Raw genomic sequence first — 19,914 nt, 5'->3', positions numbered from 1 at the left:
GTATCACTTTACAGATATAATTTTAAGGGCATATAAACGAAGTGTAAAAATTCCGTAAATCTTAATAAATTCGTTTTTTTAGTAAAGTTATCGTAAAAGTAGATCCTTCACCCAGTTCACTCTCGACAGAAATTTTCCCATTATGAGCTTCAACAAGATGTTTTACAATCGCTAGACCAAGTCCAGTTCCACCTAAGTTTCGGCTCCTAGCTTTATCGACACGATAGAAACGTTCAAATATTCTCGGCAGCTCTTCTTTCTTAATCCCTATTCCAGTATCAGAGATTGTAAATTCAACCGAATCAGTTTGCTCTTTTACATTGATCATAATTCTTCCATTTTCAGGTGTGTACGTAATGCTATTCGAGATTAGATTTAGGAAAACTTGCTTCAGTCGATGAACGTCTCCTTTAATTTTGGTTTCCCCTTCATATGCAGTCGTAACTTCAATTGCCTTTTTATCAGCTTTATTCTTTGTCATTAAAACGCAGTCGTCAACAATTTCTTTGAGGTTCGCATCCTGCCAATTTAAAGCGAAATGAGCCTGTTCCATTTTGGATAAATCGAGCAAATCTTGTATCAACGTTTGAAGCCGTTCACTTTCGTCATGAATGATTGTAAGAAACCTCGTACGAAATTCCTTATTTTCCATAGCACCATCTAATAGTGTTTCAGCAAACCCTTTTAGAGAGGTAACAGGTGTCTTCAATTCATGAGATACATTCGCGACAAAGTCTTTTCTCATTTGCTCGAGTTTTTTTAAATCGGTTATATCATGAAAGACTAGTACTACGCCTTTCATCTGATCATCCTGTGAAAGGATAGGGGCACCGGAAACATCAAAGTGACGGTACTCTAATCCAACTGGGAGCTCTAATTGTTTCCGAACTGTTCCTTCTACCAATAATGTTTCTTCTACAAGTTGAACGATTTTTGTATATGGAATGGCTTCATAATACAGTTCATCTATGTAATCACTGGTATTGATACCGAACGTATCTTTATAAAATCGATTCACCAGATTGATATTCCCTTTCACATCGATCAATATCAAACCACTATTCATATTTTCAATCAGTGTCATCAGCCGATTTTGCTGAATTTCATAGGAATTCGTCATGTTTTCCATGTTTCTTGCAAGGATGTTCAATGAGTGGCTAAACTGTCCAGTTTCGTCTAATTTATATTCATACGTTCGCGCTTTAAAATTTCCTGAAGCAAGTTCATTCGCAACTTTAAGCGCACCTTCGAGCGGCTTTGTTAATCTACTCGAAATGCTGATACTAATATAAACAAAAAGGAAATACGCTACGGCAAAAGAAATGCTAAGAATGAACCACATATTCTTAAGTTCTTCACCTGAAGCATCAGCAAACAAAATTCCTTCAAAAATATTGCCGATGATTACGACCATCATGATAAATAAGAAAAATAGAACAATAAATTGCCCGTTTAAAAATCGAGATCGGAACCGTCTCATCAGGACGACGGTCCTTCTAACTTATATCCAAGCCCACGTATAGTTTTAATATATTCCGGTTTGCGGGTATTTTCTTCGATTTTCTCTCTTAAATGACTTACATGAACATCAACAATTCGAGTATCTCCTACAAAGTCATAATTCCAGACTGCACTCAATAGTTGTTCTCGTGTAAGTACTCGTCCTTTGTGTCGCACTAGATAAACTAGAAGCTCAAACTCTTTCGGAGTTACTTCCATCAATTCCCCTTTAAAATAAGCTTCGTAATTATTAGGATAAACATCCAATTCGCCAACCTGGATTCTTTCCGCTTCTTCTGGTGCACCTTTCATGCCTTCCATTTGTTTGATCCTTCTTAGAATCGCCTTTACACGTGCCACTACTTCTCGAGGACTAAACGGCTTCGTCATATAATCGTCTGCACCTAGCTCAAGACCCAACACTTTATCGAATTCATCATCCTTAGCAGTCAGCATGAGAACCGGTGTGTAAATATGTCTGCTTCTCATCTCTTTGCAAACCTCTAGACCGTCCATCTCTGGAAGCATCAAGTCGAGTATGATACAGTTTGGCTTTTCTACCTCAATCTTTTGAAGAGCTTCAGCCCCATCTTCTGCTGTTACTACTTCATATCCTGCTTGTTCAAGATTAAATTGAAGCAATGTCATGATCGACATTTCATCTTCTACTACAAGTATCTTCTGAGCCATTTGATTACCCCCTAAGCGTTTTCCCCGTTTCATCTATGTTAGAGCCGATCATCAGGCATATTTATTTTTTCCTGAATACCTACATAATACTATTCTTTATGCAATTGAAAAAGGGATACTTGTCGAGGAGCGCTTACATAGGGGATTCTAAGACCAAATAAATTCGTGAGATTCTATCGATTCTCGTTAAAATAAAAAAAGAGCCTTAGTGGCTCTTAGAAATTCTCAAATGCTGTTGTCTTTGTTAAAGACTTTGTAGGGTACGGTGGGCAAACAACGAATTCTCCGTTTAGAACGATCTTTCCTTCTTCATTCTTCCCTTCAACTTTAACAGTAATAACATGATCATCTTTGTTTACATCGATTACTTCAAAACCAAAATGAAGAGCTTCATAATGATAGACTGGATTATCAAATGTAACTTCTTGTTTCTTTATACTACTACCAGGTCCAGGCAGATACTTTGAGATAGCACCTGAAACGATAGCTAGAAGCATAATCTGTGGCACGATCGGCTTTTTGAACGGTGTTAAAGATGCGTAATCATGCTGTATGAAAAGAGGGTTATTGTCATTGGAAATTCCAAGATACAATAACAGTTCACGATCATCTATCTTTTCCGTAACTTCTAATTTTTCACCAACTGAAATTTCTTCAATCATTCTACCGATTTTTCGTTTTTTTCCTAAAAGCATCATCCATCCCCCTTTTTTAAGAAAGCGCTTTCTTTATCTTAGTAAAAGAGATCCGGCTTGAACCGGATCATCTTTTTAATTTAGTACAGTCATTACTTTACGAACAGAGTCTGCAGATTTATCTAATTGCTGCTTTTCTTCATCCGTAAGCTCTAGCTCAATTATTTCCTCAATTCCACTTCCACCGATGATTGTTGGAACACCTAGATATAAACCATCATAACCATACTCGCCTTCAAGATAAGCAATTGTCGGAAGAACACGACGTTGGTCTTTTAGTATGGCTTCTACCATTTCAACAAGGGAAGCAGCAGGAGCATAATACGCACTTCCGTTACCTAGCAGACTTACGATTTCTCCTCCACCTTTACGAGTACGCTCTACAATTTCTTCGAGTCGCTCTTCCGAGATGAGGTTACTCAACGGAATTCCACCAGCAAATGAGTAACGGACTAAAGGCACCATATCATCACCATGGCCGCCTAATACGAAACCAGTGATGTCTTTTACGGATATGTTCAGCTCTTCTGCGATAAAAGAACGGAAGCGAGCAGTGTCGAGGATACCTGATTGACCGATCACGCGGTTTTTAGGTAAACCTGATTCTTTAAATACGGTGTATGTCATCGCATCAACAGGGTTTGTTAGAACAACAATAAGAGTATTTGGAGAGTGTTTTACAACTTCATGTGTCACACTCTTCATGATCTTAGCGTTCGTATTAACAAGGTCGTCTCGACTCATGCCTGGCTTCCTTGCAATCCCAGCTGTAATTACTACGATGTCAGAATCAGCTGTATCTTCATAATTGGACGTCCCAGTTATTTTGGAATCAAACCCTTGAACAGGACTCGCTTCAAACATATCAAGCGCTTTTCCTTTCGTAGGACCTTCCTGATTTGGAATATCTACGAGCACTACATCAGAAAGCTCTTTCTGAGCTAGCAAGAAAGCTGTCGTAGCACCTGTAAAACCTGCTCCAATAACGGATACTTTTTTGCGTTTTATCGTCATACGGACGCCACCCCTTTAAAGGAAAATAAGTTCTAACGTTTAATTAATTCATGTTCTTGATTAGTTCGTCGCCAAATTCAGAAGTCTTCACTTCAGTCGCACCTTCCATTAAACGAGCGAAGTCATACGTTACTACCTTGCTTGCGATTGTTTTTTCCATAGAATCTAAAACAAGTTTAGCAGCCTCGTTCCAACCGATGTGCTCAAGCATCAATACTCCAGAAAGAAGAACTGAAGAAGGGTTAACTTTGTCAAGACCAGCATATTTCGGTGCAGTACCGTGAGTTGCTTCAAAGATTGCATGACCACTCTCATAGTTAATGTTCGCTCCAGGAGCAATTCCTATCCCACCAACTTGAGCAGCAAGCGCGTCAGATACATAGTCTCCGTTCAAGTTCATCGTAGCCACTACATCAAATTCTGCAGGACGTGTTAAGATTTGCTGAAGAAAGATGTCCGCAATTGCGTCTTTTACGATCAACTTGCCTTCTGCTTCAGCTTTTGATTGAGCTTCGTTAGCTGCATCTCTGCCTTTTTCTTCTACGATTTGGTCGTATTCAGCCCACGTGAACACTTTATCACCAAATTCTTGTTCAGCCACTTCATAACCCCAGTTCTTGAAAGCTCCTTCAGTAAACTTCATGATGTTTCCTTTGTGAACGAGCGTTACGTTTCGACGTCCTTCATCAAGCGCATATTGAATCGCAGCTCTAACAAGACGTTTCGTCCCTTCTTCAGAAACTGGCTTGATACCGATACCAGATGTTTCTGGGAAACGGATGTTTTTAGCGCCCATTTCTTCACGTAGGAAAGAAATTACTTTCTTAACTTCGTCAGAACCTTTTTGGAACTCGATACCAGCGTAGATATCTTCAGTATTCTCACGGAAGATAACCATATCAGTGTCTTCAGGTCGTTTTACAGGAGAAGGAACTCCCTTGAAATAACGAACTGGACGAAGACAAGTAAATAAGTCTAGCTCTTGTCTAAGAGCAACGTTAAGAGAGCGGATCCCCCCGCCTACTGGAGTCGTTAGAGGCCCCTTAATCGCAATTATGTATTCACGAATTGCTTCAAGTGTTTCAGCAGGAAGCCATTCTCCTGTCTTATCATGTGCCTTCGCACCTGCATAAATTTCTTTCCAAGTAATACTCTTTTCACCAGAGTATGCCTTATCAACCGCAGCTTCAAGTACACGAGATGCTGCTGCCCAAATATCTGGACCTGTTCCATCGCCTTCAATATATGGAATAATTGCATGATTTGGAACGTTTAGTACCCCATTATTTACGGTAATTTTTTCTCCATTAGCCATTTGATATTCCTCCTATTGAAATCTACATTTTTTTTAAGAGGGAAGGAATGCTCCTTCCCTTAGTGGTCTTATCGGTTTTCTACATTAACGTATGTTTGATTTGTTGCGCCTACGTACTCTGCACGAGGACGGATCAAGCGGTTATTGCTATATTGCTCTAGGATATGAGCGATCCAACCAGATACTCGGCTTACAGCGAATAGCGGTGTGAATAAGTCATGGTCGATACCAAGACTGTGATAAACAGAAGCAGAATAGAAGTCTACGTTTGGCGGTAATCCTTTTTCGGATGTCACAATCTGTTCCATCTTTGCAGACATCTCATACCACTTTGTCTCTCCAGTCAACTCAGTAAGCTTACGGGACATCTCTTTAAGATGTTTCGCACGAGGATCTCCAGTTTTGTACACACGGTGACCAAAGCCCATGATCTTCTCTTTTTTCTCAAACGCGTTATGAAGATAAGACTCTACGTTCTCTTCGCTGCCGATTTCAGTCAGCATCTTCATGACTCTTTCGTTAGCGCCACCGTGAAGTGGTCCTTTAAGAGCGCCGATCGCGGAAGTCACACCTGAATAAATATCAGAAAGTGTGGCTACACATACACGGCCAGTAAATGTAGATGCATTCAACTCATGATCGGCATGAAGCACGAGTGCTTTATTGATTGCAGTCACTGCTACGTCTTCTGGCATTTCGCCATTCAACGTGTAAAGGAAATTAGCCGCAAAGCTCAAATCTTTCTTAGGACTGATCGGTTCTTTCCCTTCACGAATACGTGAAAAGCTAGTCACGATTGTAGGCAATTTCGCCTGAAGACGAATCGCTTTACGATAGTTCGCTTCTTCACTCATATCATCTGCTTCTTCATCATAGAGTGCAAGAGTAGAAACTGCTGTACGAAGCGCAGCCATAGGAGACACCTTATCACTTGGATAAGATTTAATTTGATTGATGATTTCTTCTGGAATAGCCGCTTCTTCTGCAAGCTTAGAAGAAAACTGTTTCAATTCTTCCTTATTTGGTAGTTTATCATTCCATAACAAATAGATTACTTCTTCAAAACTAGCATTTTCTGCAAGATCATCAATGTTGTAACCTCTGTATGTTAAGACATCGTTTACAATTGAACTGATAGATGACGTCGTTGCAACAACGCCTTCTAATCCGCGAGTAGTCGTCATACTTTCCCTCTCCTTTTCCATATTAACATTCTTTTTTTCTAAAAATTCTGCTTTGATAACGCTTTACAAACACTCCAAAAAAAAGGAATCTTATGTACAAAGAAGGTGCGTCCGTCTCCATTATAAACAAAAATCTGACATTTGTGAATGAATATGCAAAATTTGGCGACTTCCTCTTTTTTCTTAAAAGCCTTTTGAATACGTGTTCTAGAGGCAAGAAACCTAGTCTGAACGGTAGTTCAGTTTATAGCCTCGACAAAAAAACACACCCATACTCTTTCCTCACAAAACGACAGGTTTGATGTACTTTAAAAGGAAGATTCCTAGTGAATAAACAGAACGCTTCTTTAAGCATAACAAACATTTTAAAATTTTTCACGAATTCAGCTAAAATGAATTTGATTGCATGAATCGAACAAGTGTATTATTAAAGTAGAATGTTATAGGAGGGGGCGCTTTATTGAACTGGCATTATATACACAGCATTCTCCGATTTTTAATCGTTATAGCAGCTGTTGTGTTAGGATTATTTTTACTATATTATATATGGCACTTTGCTTATCCCTTCGTAATCGCCTTGCTCCTAGCCTTTTTGATCAACCCACTTGTCGATCTACTAGAACGTAAAGTAAAGATGCCAAGACCAGCTTCAGTTGCACTATCGATCGTTTTTTTAATCGGCGTTCTCGCAGCTTTTTTAACCCTGCTTGTGAACGAAATCGTGCAAGGAGTCGTTTACTTAGCTGACGTTCTTCCCGAGAACTTTAGAGAAATCGTTACGTTTATTGAAGAACTATTTGTTTCACACGTTTTGCCTTTGTATAACCAGCTTGAAGACCTATTCAAAGACTTGAATAAAGATCAGCAAACAACGATCATGGATAACATACAATCGATCGGTACCACTGTAACGACGGCTGTTACAGATATCCTTCAAGCACTCGTCGAAGGGATTCGTTCCATCATCATCAGCTTACCAACGATCATTACAGTGTTGATCTTTTCTTTGCTAGCTACTTTCTTCATCAGCAAAGACTGGTATAAATTTATTAGTTGGGTAAAGAAAAAAACACCGGGTGACATCCAAACAAGTATTGGGTCCGTTTATAAAGATCTCAGAAAAGCGCTCTTTGGATTCATTAAAGCACAACTTACATTGATATCGATGACGGCTGCTATCGTTCTCATAGGTTTGCTCATTCTCCGGGTAGAGTATGCAGTAACTATCTCGATCATCATAGGACTTGTTGACCTTCTCCCGTACCTCGGTACTGGAGCAGTATTCGTTCCATGGATGATCTATTCATTCCTTACTGGTAATTACGGTTTAACGATTGGACTAGCCATCCTTTATGGAGTCGTTGTCATTCAACGACAACTAGTCGAACCAAAAGTATTATCTTCTAACATTGGTCTTGATCCACTCGCAACGTTAATCGCATTGTTTGTTGGGTTTCAAATTTTTGGTTTTATCGGCTTAATCATTGGTCCTGTATTTCTAGTTGTACTTAAGACGTTGTATCATGCTAATGTATTTAAAGATGTATGGCATTTTATAATAGGAGAAAACAAAAGAAAAAGCTGAAGGGAATACGCCTTCAGCTTCACGCTGTCGAGATGAGTTCCGACAGCTTTTTTGTTTTTATCTTCTGATGAAAACGAATTGACCATTATTCATTCGTTTCTCTAGAAACTTTCGCAGCCAGCGCTTGAAAGGCTTTCTAGTTGCAGGTACTAAAAGTAAGAAACCGATCGCATCCGTAATAAAGCCTGGCGTTAACAACACGACCCCACCGACTAATATACACAAGCCATCAAGAATCGCATCACCAGGCATCTGACCAGTTTGCATTTGACGGTTTACCTTTTGTATTGCTTCAGAGCCTTCTTTTCTTGCGAGCCAGGCTCCAAGTACTCCTGTTCCTATTATTAATAATATAGTGGGAATCAAGCCTAACGTCCGCCCTGATAGGAGCAACAAACCTATTTCAAGTGCCGGAACAATGATGATAAAAAGTAGCATGATACGAAACATGTCTTAGGGCCCCTTTAATTAAATTCGAGATGTACGATCCCGTTAACTCTTATTATAAATGATTTCTGTATTTATTCGTAATATACCGATTCTTAAACGTTCATTCAAGAAACATAAGAAAAGACTGCCGAATTTCATCGACAGTCTTTGTTAGGCTTTATAGAATGCTTGCTTTTCCTTTGTAAATAATTCCTGTAGTTGCATCAAGCGTAATCTCTTGACCATCCTCAAACAGGTTCGTTGCATCTTCAAGACCAACGACTACTGGAAGACCAAGACTTAGCCCCACAACAGCTGCATGACTCGTCAGACCACCTTCTTCTGTGATCAAACCAGCAGCCTTTTCTAGAGCAGGAACCATCTCTTTGTCAGAACCGATCGCTACGATGATTGTGTTTTCGTCAGCTTTACTGATCGCTTCATCAGCGTTCTTAGCAATCGCCACTCGACCTGATACAGATGTTTTACCGATACCTTGTGCTTTTGCAAGAATATCTCCGATAACATGAACTTTCATCAAGTTCGTAGTTCCAGATTCACCTACTGGTACACCAGCTGTAATGACTACTGTATCGCCATGACTAACGATTTCTGAACGAATTGAAGCTTCAACTGCAACTTCTAGCATTTCGTCAGTGGTTTTAACTTTACGCCCTTCTTGTGCATGTACCCCCCATACAAGCGCGAGCTTACGGCATACACTTGCAGTGTTTGTTACAGCAACGATCGGCGCTTTCGGACGATACTTAGAAATCATACGTGCGGTGTGTCCACTCTCTGTAGCTGTTAAAATCGCAGGTACATTCAAGTTATATGCAGTATGTGCGACAGATTCACTGATAGCATTCGTCGTATTCGTCTCGATCTCTTTACTTCTCATTGAAAGAAGCTCGCGATAGTTAAGAGACTTTTCTGTGTATGAAGCGATGTTATGCATCGTTTGAACTGCTTCTACTGGGTATGATCCTGCTGCAGTCTCTCCTGAAAGCATGATCGCGTCTGTACCATCAATAATCGCATTGGCAACATCACTTGCTTCTGCACGAGTTGGACGAGGGTTACGCTGCATAGAATCAAGCATCTGAGTTGCAGTAATAACAGGTTTACCTAGTGCATTACACTTTTTGATTAGTTGTTTTTGAACGAGTGGTACTTCCTCAGCAGGGATCTCTACGCCAAGATCACCACGAGCTACCATCAAACCGTCAGATACTTCAAGGATAGAATCGATGTTATCGACACCTTCACGGTTTTCAATTTTTGGAACGATTTGGATATCAGTTGCATCATGCTTCTCAAGAAGCTTTCGGATATCTAACACATCAGATACACGACGAACAAATGAAGCAGCAATAAAATCGACGCCTTGTTCAATTCCAAATTCAATATCAGCTGCATCCTTATCAGTAATACCAGGAAGCTTCACACTTACGTTCGGAACGTTAACACCCTTTTTATTCTTAAGGGTACCGTTGTTCAATACTTCTGTGTAAAGCTCATTGTTTCCGATGCTTTTCACTTCAAGTTCGATAAGACCGTCGTCAAGAAGGATCTTTGAACCTTCGTGAACATCATTGACAAGGTCAGGATATGTTACTGAAATCTTTTCAGTTGTACCCGCAACTTCTTCCATCGATACGATAAGCTGTTGTCCTGCTTCAAGATCAATCGCACCATTTTCCATGTTGTGCGTACGAATCTCAGGGCCTTTTGTATCGAGTAGAATCGCAACATTCTTGCCAATTCTTTCTGATACTTCACGAATATTTTTAATACGGTTGCCGTGTTCTTCAAAATCTCCATGAGAAAAGTTAAGACGTGCAACATTCATTCCAGCCTGCATCAATTTTTCTAACGTTTGTTGGTCCTCACTTGCAGGTCCAATTGTACAGACGATTTTGGTTTTACGCATAGGTATCCTCCTAAAAGCTCTTCTTTAATAATTTTATCCAACTCTGGGTGGTATTTATCCAGCAAACACCATTATTCACCCACAGTTTTGTGGATGAATACAAAAGTGTATCATTTAGATTGAAAGTTCTCTCGCAAGCTGGACCATCTTCTGATCCACTTTATGAGGCATCTTAAGTGCTTCATTAATATCTAAATCGATGATTTGGTTATTGTGAATCCCAACCGTTCTATCTTGAGCACCTTCAAGCAAGAGTTCTACTGCACGAGCACCGAGACGACTTGCTAGCACACGGTCCGTTGCAGTTGGTGAACCACCTCGCTGTACGTGACCAAGAACAGTAACACGAGTTTCCATATTCATTGCTTCCTGTATTTCTTTTCCGATTTCAACTCCACTTCCAACGCCCTCTGCAACTACAATGATGCTATGACGTTTTCCGCGATCGTGACCTCGTTTTAAACGAGCGAGAATATCGGACATTTCGTAATTCTCTTCAGGAATAAGGATAGATTCTGCACCGTCAGCAAGCCCCGACCAGAGAGCGATATCTCCAGCGTCACGACCCATTACTTCGATCACGTATGTACGTTCGTGAGAAGTTGCTGTATCACGAATCTTATCAATAGCCTGAATAACAGTATTTAGCGCCGTATCAAACCCGATCGTAAAATCAGTTCCAGGAATATCGTTATCGATGGTTCCAGGAATACCAATTGTAGGGAACCCGTGGCCAGTGAGCTTTTGAGCTCCTCGGTAAGAACCATCTCCTCCAATGACGACAAGGCCTTCAATTCCATGTTTCTTAAGGTTCTCTACCCCTTTTAATTGCCCTTCAACCGTTTTGAACTCAGGACAACGTGAAGAATATAGCATTGTGCCGCCTCTATGAATAATATCAGCTACAGAGCCGATTTCCATCTTTTTTATTTCGTCATTCATCAATCCGGTATATCCGTGGTAAATTCCGAAGACCTCAATATCATGATAGATCGCTTTACGGACTACAGCACGAATTGCGGCATTCATTCCAGGTGAGTCTCCTCCGCTGGTCAATACACCAATACGCTTCATACGTGTTCACCTCATTAATTCTTTGTGTTATTAAAATATCAAATACGTCCGTTGAACACAATAGCAAAGAGCGCCCATGAAAAAGTGCTTTCCCCTAAGCGGGAAAGCACTTTCCTTATTTTAAGCCAATGGTATCGGTTACAAACGTATATTGTCCAATATTTCTGTATTTTTCATAGCGTTGCTCGACAAGCTCCTCTTTGGAAAGTTTAGAGAGGTCTTCCAAAGATTTCTTTAGTACTTTATGGATGGATTCAGCTTGTTCTTCAACATTTCGATGAGCGCCACCTTTTGCTTCAGGGACGATTTCATCTATTACATTTAGCTCTTTCAGGTCTGGTGCCGTAATTTTCATTGTATCTGCAGCCTGTTGAGCAAGACTAGAATCCTTCCAAAGAAGTGCAGCAGCACCTTCAGGTGAAATGACAGAGTACCAGGAGTTTTCTAGCATATGCACATGATTTCCTACACCAATCGCTAGCGCTCCCCCACTTGCACCTTCACCGATTACAATACACACGATCGGAACAGTCAAACCAGCCATTTCAATTAGATTTCGAGCGATCGCTTCACTTTGACCTCTCTCTTCTGCTGCTTTACCTGGAAATGCACCTTTTGTATCTAGTAAAAATACAACAGGTCTATTGAACTTTTCTGCTTGCTTCATTAAACGAAGGGCTTTACGGTACCCTTCTGGATGTGGCATACCAAAGTTTCTTCTCAAGTTCTCTTTTGTATCTTTCCCGCGCTGATGACCAACTACTGTGACAGGATTACCTTCAAAGGTAGCGATTCCTCCAACAACTGCTTCGTCATCACCAAAAACGCGATCACCATGTAACTCGATAAAGTCATCAAAGATGCGACCAATATAATCAAGTGTGGTCGGACGTTCAGGGTGACGAGCAAGTTGAACTCTGTTCCAAGCTGTCATATTTCCATAAATTTCTTCTTCCATAGATGCCAAACGCTTTTGAAGACGAGAAATTTCATCTGAAAGGTCAATGTTCTTTTCATCCATAAATGATCTTAACTCTTCGATCTTATCTTCTAATTCTTGAACAGGTCGTTCAAAATCAAGTCTATTTGCCACTATTGGTCACCTCCTTACTATGGATCATGAGTACTGTTGAAAGGGTCTTTTTCATGTCAGCACGATGAATGACTGAATCGAGTTGCCCATGATTGAGTAGAAATTCTGATGTTTGGAAATCTTCCGGTAAATCTTCTCTAATGGTTTGTTCAATGATCCTTCTACCCGCGAATCCGATCAGTGCTTTTGGCTCAGCAAAGTTATAGTCTCCAACCGAAGCAAAGCTTGCAGAAACTCCTCCAGTAGTAGGATGGGTCATAACTGAAATGAATAAACCTCCGTTATCACCAAAGCGCTTCAATGCTACGCTCGATTTTGCCATCTGCATTAAACTAAGTACACCTTCTTGCATTCTTGCTCCACCTGAAGCAGTGAAGATAATAAACGGGATCTTCTCTTTATCAGCATGTTCGATGGCTCTAGTTATTTTTTCCCCGACAACAGAACCCATACTTCCCATCCGGAATCGAGCGTCCATAACGGCAATCGCCGTACGATGACCATCGATTGTACCTTCACCTGTAACAACTGCTTCGTTAAGGGAAGTTTTTTTGCGATCTTTCTCGAGCCTTTCGACATAGTCAGGGAACGCTAGAGGGTTTTCAGAAATCATCCCTGCATTGAACTCTTCGAAGCTGCCCTCATCTAGCGTATTCTTTATACGTTCATATGAGCTCATCTGGTGATGATAACCACATTTCACACATACTTTATTTGACTTCTCTAGTTCCTTTGAATAAATAATACTTTTGCATCCAGGACATTTCGTCATTATCCCTTCTGGCACATCTTGTTTTATTTTCTCAGAAGGAACAGTTGCATACTTTTTCTTCTTATTAAAGATATCTTTTAACAATTGTGACCATTCCTTTCACCATAAATATCTTGCTGCTTATAATCTTTGTCATACTCGGACAACAGACGAATGGCCTTCTCTTGATTACGTGCCGTCAAGGCTTCGATCAATTCTTCGTAATAAGTAACTGGGCGGTACGTTAAGTGGTGCCAGATCGTCTGATGATAGTCTGAAAGCTCAGCCCATAATCTCATGAGCAGATGGTTCTTTGTTGCGGATGTAATAATTCGGAAGAATGCTATGTCAAACTCTGTTGAGTAAATATCCTCTTTTGAAGCAGGGTCACAATTATGAAGCATCGACTTTAATTGGTCTAGTTCCTCATCTGAAATACGTTCACAAGCCAAACGCAATATGTCCATCTCAATAAGGTGACGAGTCTCTAATAAATCGTGCCTTGACTTCGTATCTTTAAGTATGAAAGAAGCGATTACTTCGACTAAACGGTGGTTTTTTACATTTGATATAAACGTACCCTCTCCACGTCTCGTTTCGATGAGTCCTAGCATCTCCATCGACCTTAAAGCTTCTCTTACTGATGATCTTCCTGCATTTAACCGCTCAGAAAGCTCCCTTTCGGAAGGGAGCTTATCACCGGTTTGCAAACCATCGTTATAAATGATCGCTTTAATTTTATCTAAGATATTCTGGTAGACTTTCCCTTGTTGTTCCATATCGGAAAATCAACACCCTTTCTTCACTGGCCATCGTCCTATTCAAGAAAAAAGCGAGAAAGTAACGTCTTCCCCACTTACTTTTCTTCTTCAGAAATGATTGCAAGAGAACGCGTCTTCTCTTTAACGACCTCAGGATCTACATTAATACGTGCTACTCCTGTTTCCATAGCGGCCTTTGCAACACTCGCTGCTACAGCAGGGGCCACTCTTGGGTCAAATGGTGCAGGAATAACATAGTCAGCATTCAAGTCTTCGCTGCTCACAAGCTCTGCAATCGCCTGAACGGCAGCTACTTTCATATCTTCATTAATATGTGTAGCACGGACATCAAGCGCACCTCGGAAAATACCAGGGAAAGCTAACACATTATTAATTTGGTTAGGGAAATCTGAACGACCTGTCCCAATTACGCTTGCGCCTGCATCTCTAGCATCGTCTGGCATAATTTCTGGAACCGGATTCGCCATCGCAAAAATTATTGGGTCTTCGTTCATAGAGGACACCATTTCCTTTGTTAGTGCTCCTTCAACTGAAACACCAATGAATACGTCTGTATTCGAAATAACTTCTTTGAGTGAACCTTCCGCTTGATCTCGGTTCGTATATTTCGCAACTGACGCTTTAACGTCGTTCATACCGTAAGGACGTCCTTCATAAATTGCTCCTTTTGAGTCACACATGATGATATCTTTCACACCGAAACGGTTTAATAGCTTGATAATAGCGATTCCAGCTGCACCCGCACCGTTGATCACCACTTTGATCTCACTCATCGACTTACCGGATAGTTTCAATGCATTGACGAGTCCTGCGACAGTTACGATTGCTGTACCATGTTGGTCATCATGAAAGATCGGAATGTTCGTTTCCTTTTTAAGTCTTTCTTCGATCACAAAACAATTTGGAGCAGCGATGTCTTCAAGGTTGATCCCGCCAAAAGTGGGTTCCATCAGTTTAACAGTCTGTACAATTTGATCCACGTCCGTCGTATCTAAACAAATCGGGAACGCGTCAACTCCTGCGAAACTTTTGAACAGCACTGCCTTTCCTTCCATAACAGGTAACGATGCTTCAGGCCCGATATTTCCAAGACCGAGCACAGCAGTACCGTCAGAAACGACAGCTACCATATTTCCTTTCATAGTGTACTCATATACTTTATTCTTATCATCATAGATTTCCTTACAAGGTTCAGCAACACCTGGTGAATAGGCAAGACTTAAATCAGTTGCATTCCTCACTGGTACTTTGGATTTAGATTCTAGTTTTCCCTGGTTAACTCTGTGAATATGTAGTGCTTCTTCTCTTGTGATAGACAATTAACCCACTCTCCTTCTTCAGAAGCTATATGCTCTAATATCTTCATTTCCTCGTTTGTATAGAAAGTGGTCAGACCACTCTATTTTCACCATTATAACAAATCACCAATTGCTGTAAAGAATTTATCGAGTCTTTTTAACTACATTGTTCTCACCTAATAAATTTTTTAACCGATCAATACAAGTCGTGGATAGTTGAACAAACCACTCTTTACCTAGTTTAACTGTTTTCTCTGATTGGCTATAGTAGAGCACTACAGCAGAATCACCCTTATTTTCTCTCAATACACTCTTTACTTTATCTAACGTATCGTCTTTTTGATGATGCTCTTCGATTTTCAAGAATAATATATCAGAGGTTTTTTTAGGAGTAATGTCTTCTAGCCTCTTTACTCTAGAAACAACAATATTTGTACTTTCTCCTCTTTTTTGCACAACCCCATCTATATAAACAAACTCTCCCTTTTGAAGAATTGTTGACGTTTCTTCCCATGTATCTGGAAAAACGACACCTTCCATTTCAGAAGTTTCATCTTCAAGCGTAATAAATGCCATCATCTGTCCTTTTTTTGTACGGATACTTCTCGACTTTATCACTTCTGCTGCTATTCGAAGAGGCTGTCGATCAGAAAACATTAATCCTTCAGAAATGACCGTTCTTTGATAGCCTTGGATGTTCTTCAAATAAGGATCGATTGGATTTGCAGATAAATAAAACCCTATCGCTTCTTTCTCAAACGCGAGTAATTCCTTTTCTTCAAAAGGAGGGACACTTTCGTAAGGAGGTTCTGACTCGGAACTACTGAATAAACCAGGTTGATCCGGGTCGCCTTGTTCAGAAGCGAAGTTCATAGCAGATTCGAGCGTTGCTAGAATAGATGAACGCCCCACCTGAAAATCATCCATCGCGCCAGCAAAAACCATGGATTCGATCGCTCGTTTGTTTACGATTCTTAGTGACACTCTCGAACAGAAATCGAATAAGCTTTTGTAAGCCTCGTTTCCTCTTTTCATTACAATTTCCTCGATAGCATTTTTCCCAACGTTTTTAATTGGTAATAAACCAAATCGGATAGCTTCCCCTTCTACAGTAAACGTACTGTTACTCTTATTGATTGAGGGGGGAAGGATCTGCAAGTCTTTCTGATGACACTCTGACAAATAGCTAGATAACCGATCCTGATTTCCAATTGCGGATGTTAATAAACTCGCAAAGAAATACCTTGGATAGTTAGCTTTTAAATACGCAAGGTGGTAAGCAATGATACTGTATGCAACAGCATGACTACGATTAAATCCATAGTTTGCAAACCGTACGATATACTCGTATATTTCTTCAGCCGTTGCTTTCGTATATCCTTTTGCTAAGCAGCCCTTTATGAAATGCTCTCGTTCAGATTCGAGCACATCTCGCTTCTTTTTTGAAACGGCTCTTCTTAATAAGTCAGCTTCTCCTAAAGAAAATCCAGCTAGCTTAGATGCAATCTGCATAATTTGCTCTTGGTACACGATCACACCGTAAGTTGGTTGAAGAATCGACTTTAGATCAGAATGTGGATAGTGGACGGGTCGTTCATTATGCTTACCCGAAATAAATAATGGAATATTCTCCATTGGACCTGGTCGATATAGAGCATTTACTGCAACAATATCTTCAAACTCAGTAGGTTTCAGCTTTCGAAGCACTTGCCTCATACCATCAGATTCAAGTTGAAACACCCCTGTTGTATCTCCAGCTTTAAGCAAAGAAAATGTCCCGTCATCATCCATTGGGATCGATGAGAGCGATACACGTTCACCTGTATTACGTTCGATATCCTTCAAAATCCCCTCGATCAGCGTTAGATTACGTAACCCAAGAAAGTCCATTTTCAATAATCCTATTTCTTCTAGGTCATTCATCGGAAACTGAGTTAAGCTAATATGATGACCTTCTTGTAAAGGAACATAATCCGTTAAAGGAGCAGCAGAAATAACGACGCCAGCTGCATGTGTTGAAGTATGTCTAGGCAGACCTTCGATCGTGCTCGCGATTTCAAAGACTCTCGCGCATTCTTCTGAATTCGAAAGCACCTTGCGAAGCTCTGATGAGGCCTCTCTCGCTTCGTGTAACGTTATGCCAGGTTGAGAAGGAATTGCTTTTGACATCGCATCGAGCAGTTTCGTATCTACTTCCAACACTTTTCCCACATCACGTATCGCAGCCTTAGCTGCAAGCGTTCCAAAAGTTACGATCTGAGCAACATGATCGTGCCCATATTTCTCGTGTACGTAGTCGATTACTTCGTCACGACGTACATCAGGAAAATCAATATCGATATCAGGCATCGTGACTCGCTCAGGATTTAGGAACCGTTCGAAAAGGAGATTATGCTCAATAGGGTCAACATTTGTGATGTTTAATAAATAAGCGACTAATGATCCTGCTGCAGATCCCCTTCCTGGTCCTGTGATCATCCCATTCTCGTGAGCGTACTTCATAAAATCCCATACAATTAAGAAGTAATCGCTAAACCCCATCTTACTAATGATCGTAAGCTCATAATGTAAGCGATCATCGATCGTTTGATTTGCTGATCCATAGCGAGCTTTCACTCCTTCACGACATAAGGTCGCAAGGTACTCATCAGCACTTTGTCTATTAGGAACCGGGTATTCAGGAAGGTGTGTTTGATCGAAGGATAAGTTCACGTTGCACTTGTCTGCAATGTGGATGGTTGATTCGATCGCATCATGATACCCTTCAAAACGTTCGATCATCTCTTTTTTGCTCGTTAAATAAAACTCATGGTTAGGAAGACTTACATGGTCTTTCTCTTCATAGCGCACTCCGCTATCAATGCACTTAAGACAATCATGCGCTTCTCCATCACCTTTTGATATGTAATGCACCGCATTCGTTGCGGTAAGGTGTAAGTGTGCTTTTTTAGCAAACCTGTAAATCAGCTGATTCAGCTGCCTTTCTTCGCGTATATAATGATCTTGCATCTCTAAATAAAAGCCCGATGAGAAAGCTCTCTTGTACTCAACCGCGTGCTGTAATGCAGCCGTTTCTTCGCCTTTTAAGAGTAAGTCTCCGATCACAGACCCTCTTGCTCCAGTCAACGCGATGATTCCCTCTGAAAGATTTAACAGTTCTTCTTTTTCAATGGAAGGTTTTTTCTTTCTAGAGTGCTTTATGATCGTAGAGATTTTCAATAAATTATGGTAACCTTCATTCGATTCTGCAAGAAGCACTAAGTTATCGTAACGTCTAGGCTCAGTTGAAGTCATATTCGAAGAAAGTACTTCAACCTCTAGACCGATTATCGGTTTAATTCCGTTTTCAACGCATGCTTTATAGAATGGAATCGTTCCGTACATTGTCCCCTTATCCGTTAAAGCAAGTGACGTATATCCTTGTTCTTTTGCTGCTTTCACAAGCTCTCTTACTCTGCTCGGACTATCTAAAAGACTATATTCGCTATAAACACGCAGATGTACAAACTCCATATGAAATCCCACTTTCACTTTACTGTTACTTCCATTATAGATACTCTTACCTTCTCAAACAAACATTATCAAGCATAACCCACCTTCCTTTTCGCATAGTCTTTACTAAAGGTGGACTAGATGATATGTGCTAGTTTTCGATACTCACTATAAGCGCGCTCAATATTCTTAAACTACGAAAGAAGGAGTTTCCAATGGAGAGAGTAACACTCGTCACATTGATCATCGCTTTTTTTGTTGCTTTTGGAGTGATTGTTGGTGGGTCTATCATTGGTGGAATCGGAGCATTTCTTTCAGGAGAACCACCTCTGCACTGGATATATGTTGTGGCTCAACGACTAAAAATTTGGGCGATTGCAGCTGCAATCGGTGGGACGTTCGATACGATCAACAATATGGAGAGGAGCTTCCTCAGTGGATCTCCAGATGAAATCATGCGGCAATTTTTATGGATATTCTGTGCTTTAGGAGGAGCGCAAGCAGGAATGGAAGTCATTAACTGGTTTACACAGGAACGATCACACTGATGAGAGTACCACAAGTCTATACAAGAAAAGGGTGGCAGAAATTCCTTGCAGGTCTATCCGTAGGAGTTATTTTTGGATGGTTATTCTTCTTAATGCTTTTTGGAATCATGTATGAGAAGCAAATTACTACGATAAAGGAGCAAAAGATAAAGATTTCTGATCTTAAAACGCAAAATAGAACATTGTTAGATGATCAAGAGAACTACGATAATGAAGATATTGAAAAAACCCTTCACATTAAAGGAATCGTCGTCACGTTCGAAAAGGACCAAGATCTATCTCTAAACTCTCTTACGAAACACGAATTGAAAAAGGCTGTCCAAGACGAACTGAATGATTTATTAAATAAGGACCTTGGTTCGGTAGCGCACACGAGGTCATTTATTATTAAATCACTCGAGAATAAATCATTACTGATAAACGATATAGAATATGGGTTTGAAGTCAAGCAAATGATCGTGTATACAACTGTTGAAGTTGTTCTTTCGATTCGCTTGATTCAATAAAAAGATTATACGATTTTGTGACATT

The 19,914-nt window shown here is 40.3% G+C and carries 17 protein-coding genes; 3 read left to right on the top strand and 14 right to left on the bottom strand.

Annotated features, from left to right (window positions below; all coding sequences use genetic code 11):
* Window positions 1–61: 61 nt before the first annotated feature.
* From pnpS to citZ, 6 genes are all read right to left on the bottom strand, one after another.
* Window positions 62–1,480: a two-component system histidine kinase PnpS gene (gene pnpS, locus ACXAEY_RS06020; RefSeq protein ID WP_270179551.1), complete on the bottom strand. Its 1,419-nt coding sequence runs from the start codon at window positions 1,478–1,480 to the stop codon at window positions 62–64.
* Window positions 1,480–2,190 carry a response regulator transcription factor gene (locus tag ACXAEY_RS06015; RefSeq protein ID WP_270179552.1) on the bottom strand — a complete coding sequence of 237 codons (711 nt, stop codon included), beginning with the start codon at window positions 2,188–2,190 and terminating at the stop codon, window positions 1,480–1,482. Before ACXAEY_RS06015 ends, pnpS begins: the two co-directional genes overlap by 1 nt.
* A 215-nt stretch (window positions 2,191–2,405) precedes the next feature.
* Complete coding sequence (locus tag ACXAEY_RS06010; RefSeq protein WP_474810868.1) at window positions 2,406–2,885, bottom strand: MaoC family dehydratase; 480 nt, start codon at window positions 2,883–2,885, stop codon at window positions 2,406–2,408.
* A 75-nt stretch (window positions 2,886–2,960) separates the two neighbouring features.
* A complete protein-coding gene (mdh, locus tag ACXAEY_RS06005; RefSeq protein ID WP_270179554.1) occupies window positions 2,961–3,899 on the bottom strand; it encodes a malate dehydrogenase in 939 nt (312 codons plus the stop codon).
* 43 nt (window positions 3,900–3,942) lie between these two features.
* On the bottom strand, window positions 3,943–5,214 hold the full coding sequence (icd, locus tag ACXAEY_RS06000) for an NADP-dependent isocitrate dehydrogenase (protein WP_270179555.1): 1,272 nt from the start codon (window positions 5,212–5,214) through the stop codon (window positions 3,943–3,945).
* A 68-nt stretch (window positions 5,215–5,282) separates the two neighbouring features.
* The gene (gene citZ / locus ACXAEY_RS05995) at window positions 5,283–6,398 is read right to left on the bottom strand and encodes a citrate synthase (protein WP_474810867.1); all 1,116 of its coding nucleotides are present in this window, start codon (window positions 6,396–6,398) and stop codon (window positions 5,283–5,285) included.
* 460 nt (window positions 6,399–6,858) lie between these two features.
* On the opposite strand from citZ, the gene ytvI reads away from it, so the two are divergent.
* Complete coding sequence (ytvI, locus tag ACXAEY_RS05990) at window positions 6,859–7,983, top strand: sporulation integral membrane protein YtvI (protein WP_270179557.1); 1,125 nt, start codon at window positions 6,859–6,861, stop codon at window positions 7,981–7,983.
* Between the two features lie 57 nt (window positions 7,984–8,040).
* Here the strand turns inward: ytvI and ACXAEY_RS05985 are convergent, their stop codons facing one another.
* The 8 genes from ACXAEY_RS05985 to ACXAEY_RS05950 form a co-directional block, all read right to left on the bottom strand.
* Window positions 8,041–8,433, bottom strand: coding sequence for an FxsA family protein (locus ACXAEY_RS05985; RefSeq protein ID WP_270179558.1), 393 nt, complete (start codon window positions 8,431–8,433; stop codon window positions 8,041–8,043).
* A gap of 157 nt (window positions 8,434–8,590) precedes the next feature.
* A complete protein-coding gene (pyk, locus tag ACXAEY_RS05980) occupies window positions 8,591–10,345 on the bottom strand; it encodes a pyruvate kinase (RefSeq protein WP_270179559.1) in 1,755 nt (584 codons plus the stop codon).
* A gap of 114 nt (window positions 10,346–10,459) precedes the next feature.
* Window positions 10,460–11,419, bottom strand: a complete 960-nt coding sequence (pfkA, locus tag ACXAEY_RS05975; protein WP_270179560.1) for a 6-phosphofructokinase — start codon at window positions 11,417–11,419, stop codon at window positions 10,460–10,462.
* Between the two features lie 115 nt (window positions 11,420–11,534).
* Entirely contained in the window at window positions 11,535–12,512 is a 978-nt protein-coding gene (accA, locus tag ACXAEY_RS05970) for an acetyl-CoA carboxylase carboxyl transferase subunit alpha (protein ID WP_270179561.1), read from the bottom strand.
* Window positions 12,502–13,368, bottom strand: a complete 867-nt coding sequence (gene accD / locus ACXAEY_RS05965; RefSeq protein WP_270179562.1) for an acetyl-CoA carboxylase, carboxyltransferase subunit beta — start codon at window positions 13,366–13,368, stop codon at window positions 12,502–12,504. The genes accA and accD overlap by 11 nt, the downstream gene beginning before the upstream one ends.
* Window positions 13,362–14,042 carry a FadR/GntR family transcriptional regulator gene (locus ACXAEY_RS05960; RefSeq protein ID WP_474810866.1) on the bottom strand — a complete coding sequence of 227 codons (681 nt, stop codon included), beginning with the start codon at window positions 14,040–14,042 and terminating at the stop codon, window positions 13,362–13,364. Before ACXAEY_RS05960 ends, accD begins: the two co-directional genes overlap by 7 nt.
* A gap of 77 nt (window positions 14,043–14,119) precedes the next feature.
* A complete protein-coding gene (gene ystJ / locus ACXAEY_RS05955) occupies window positions 14,120–15,358 on the bottom strand; it encodes an NADP-dependent malic enzyme (protein WP_474814745.1) in 1,239 nt (412 codons plus the stop codon).
* Window positions 15,359–15,487: 129 nt separating this feature from the next.
* Complete coding sequence (locus ACXAEY_RS05950) at window positions 15,488–18,856, bottom strand: DNA polymerase III subunit alpha (RefSeq protein ID WP_474810865.1); 3,369 nt, start codon at window positions 18,854–18,856, stop codon at window positions 15,488–15,490.
* Window positions 18,857–19,050: 194 nt separating this feature from the next.
* Between ACXAEY_RS05950 and ACXAEY_RS05945 the strand changes: the two genes are divergently transcribed.
* On the top strand, window positions 19,051–19,383 hold the full coding sequence (locus ACXAEY_RS05945) for a YtrH family sporulation protein (RefSeq protein ID WP_224878724.1): 333 nt from the start codon (window positions 19,051–19,053) through the stop codon (window positions 19,381–19,383).
* Window positions 19,383–19,889, top strand: a complete 507-nt coding sequence (ytrI, locus tag ACXAEY_RS05940) for a sporulation membrane protein YtrI (protein ID WP_270179566.1) — start codon at window positions 19,383–19,385, stop codon at window positions 19,887–19,889. The genes ACXAEY_RS05945 and ytrI overlap by 1 nt, the downstream gene beginning before the upstream one ends.
* The last annotated feature ends 25 nt before the right edge of the window (window positions 19,890–19,914 follow it).

The organism is Anaerobacillus sp. ABA4_114 (assembly GCF_056159065.1).
This window is presented reverse-complemented; position numbering and strand designations above follow the sequence as displayed.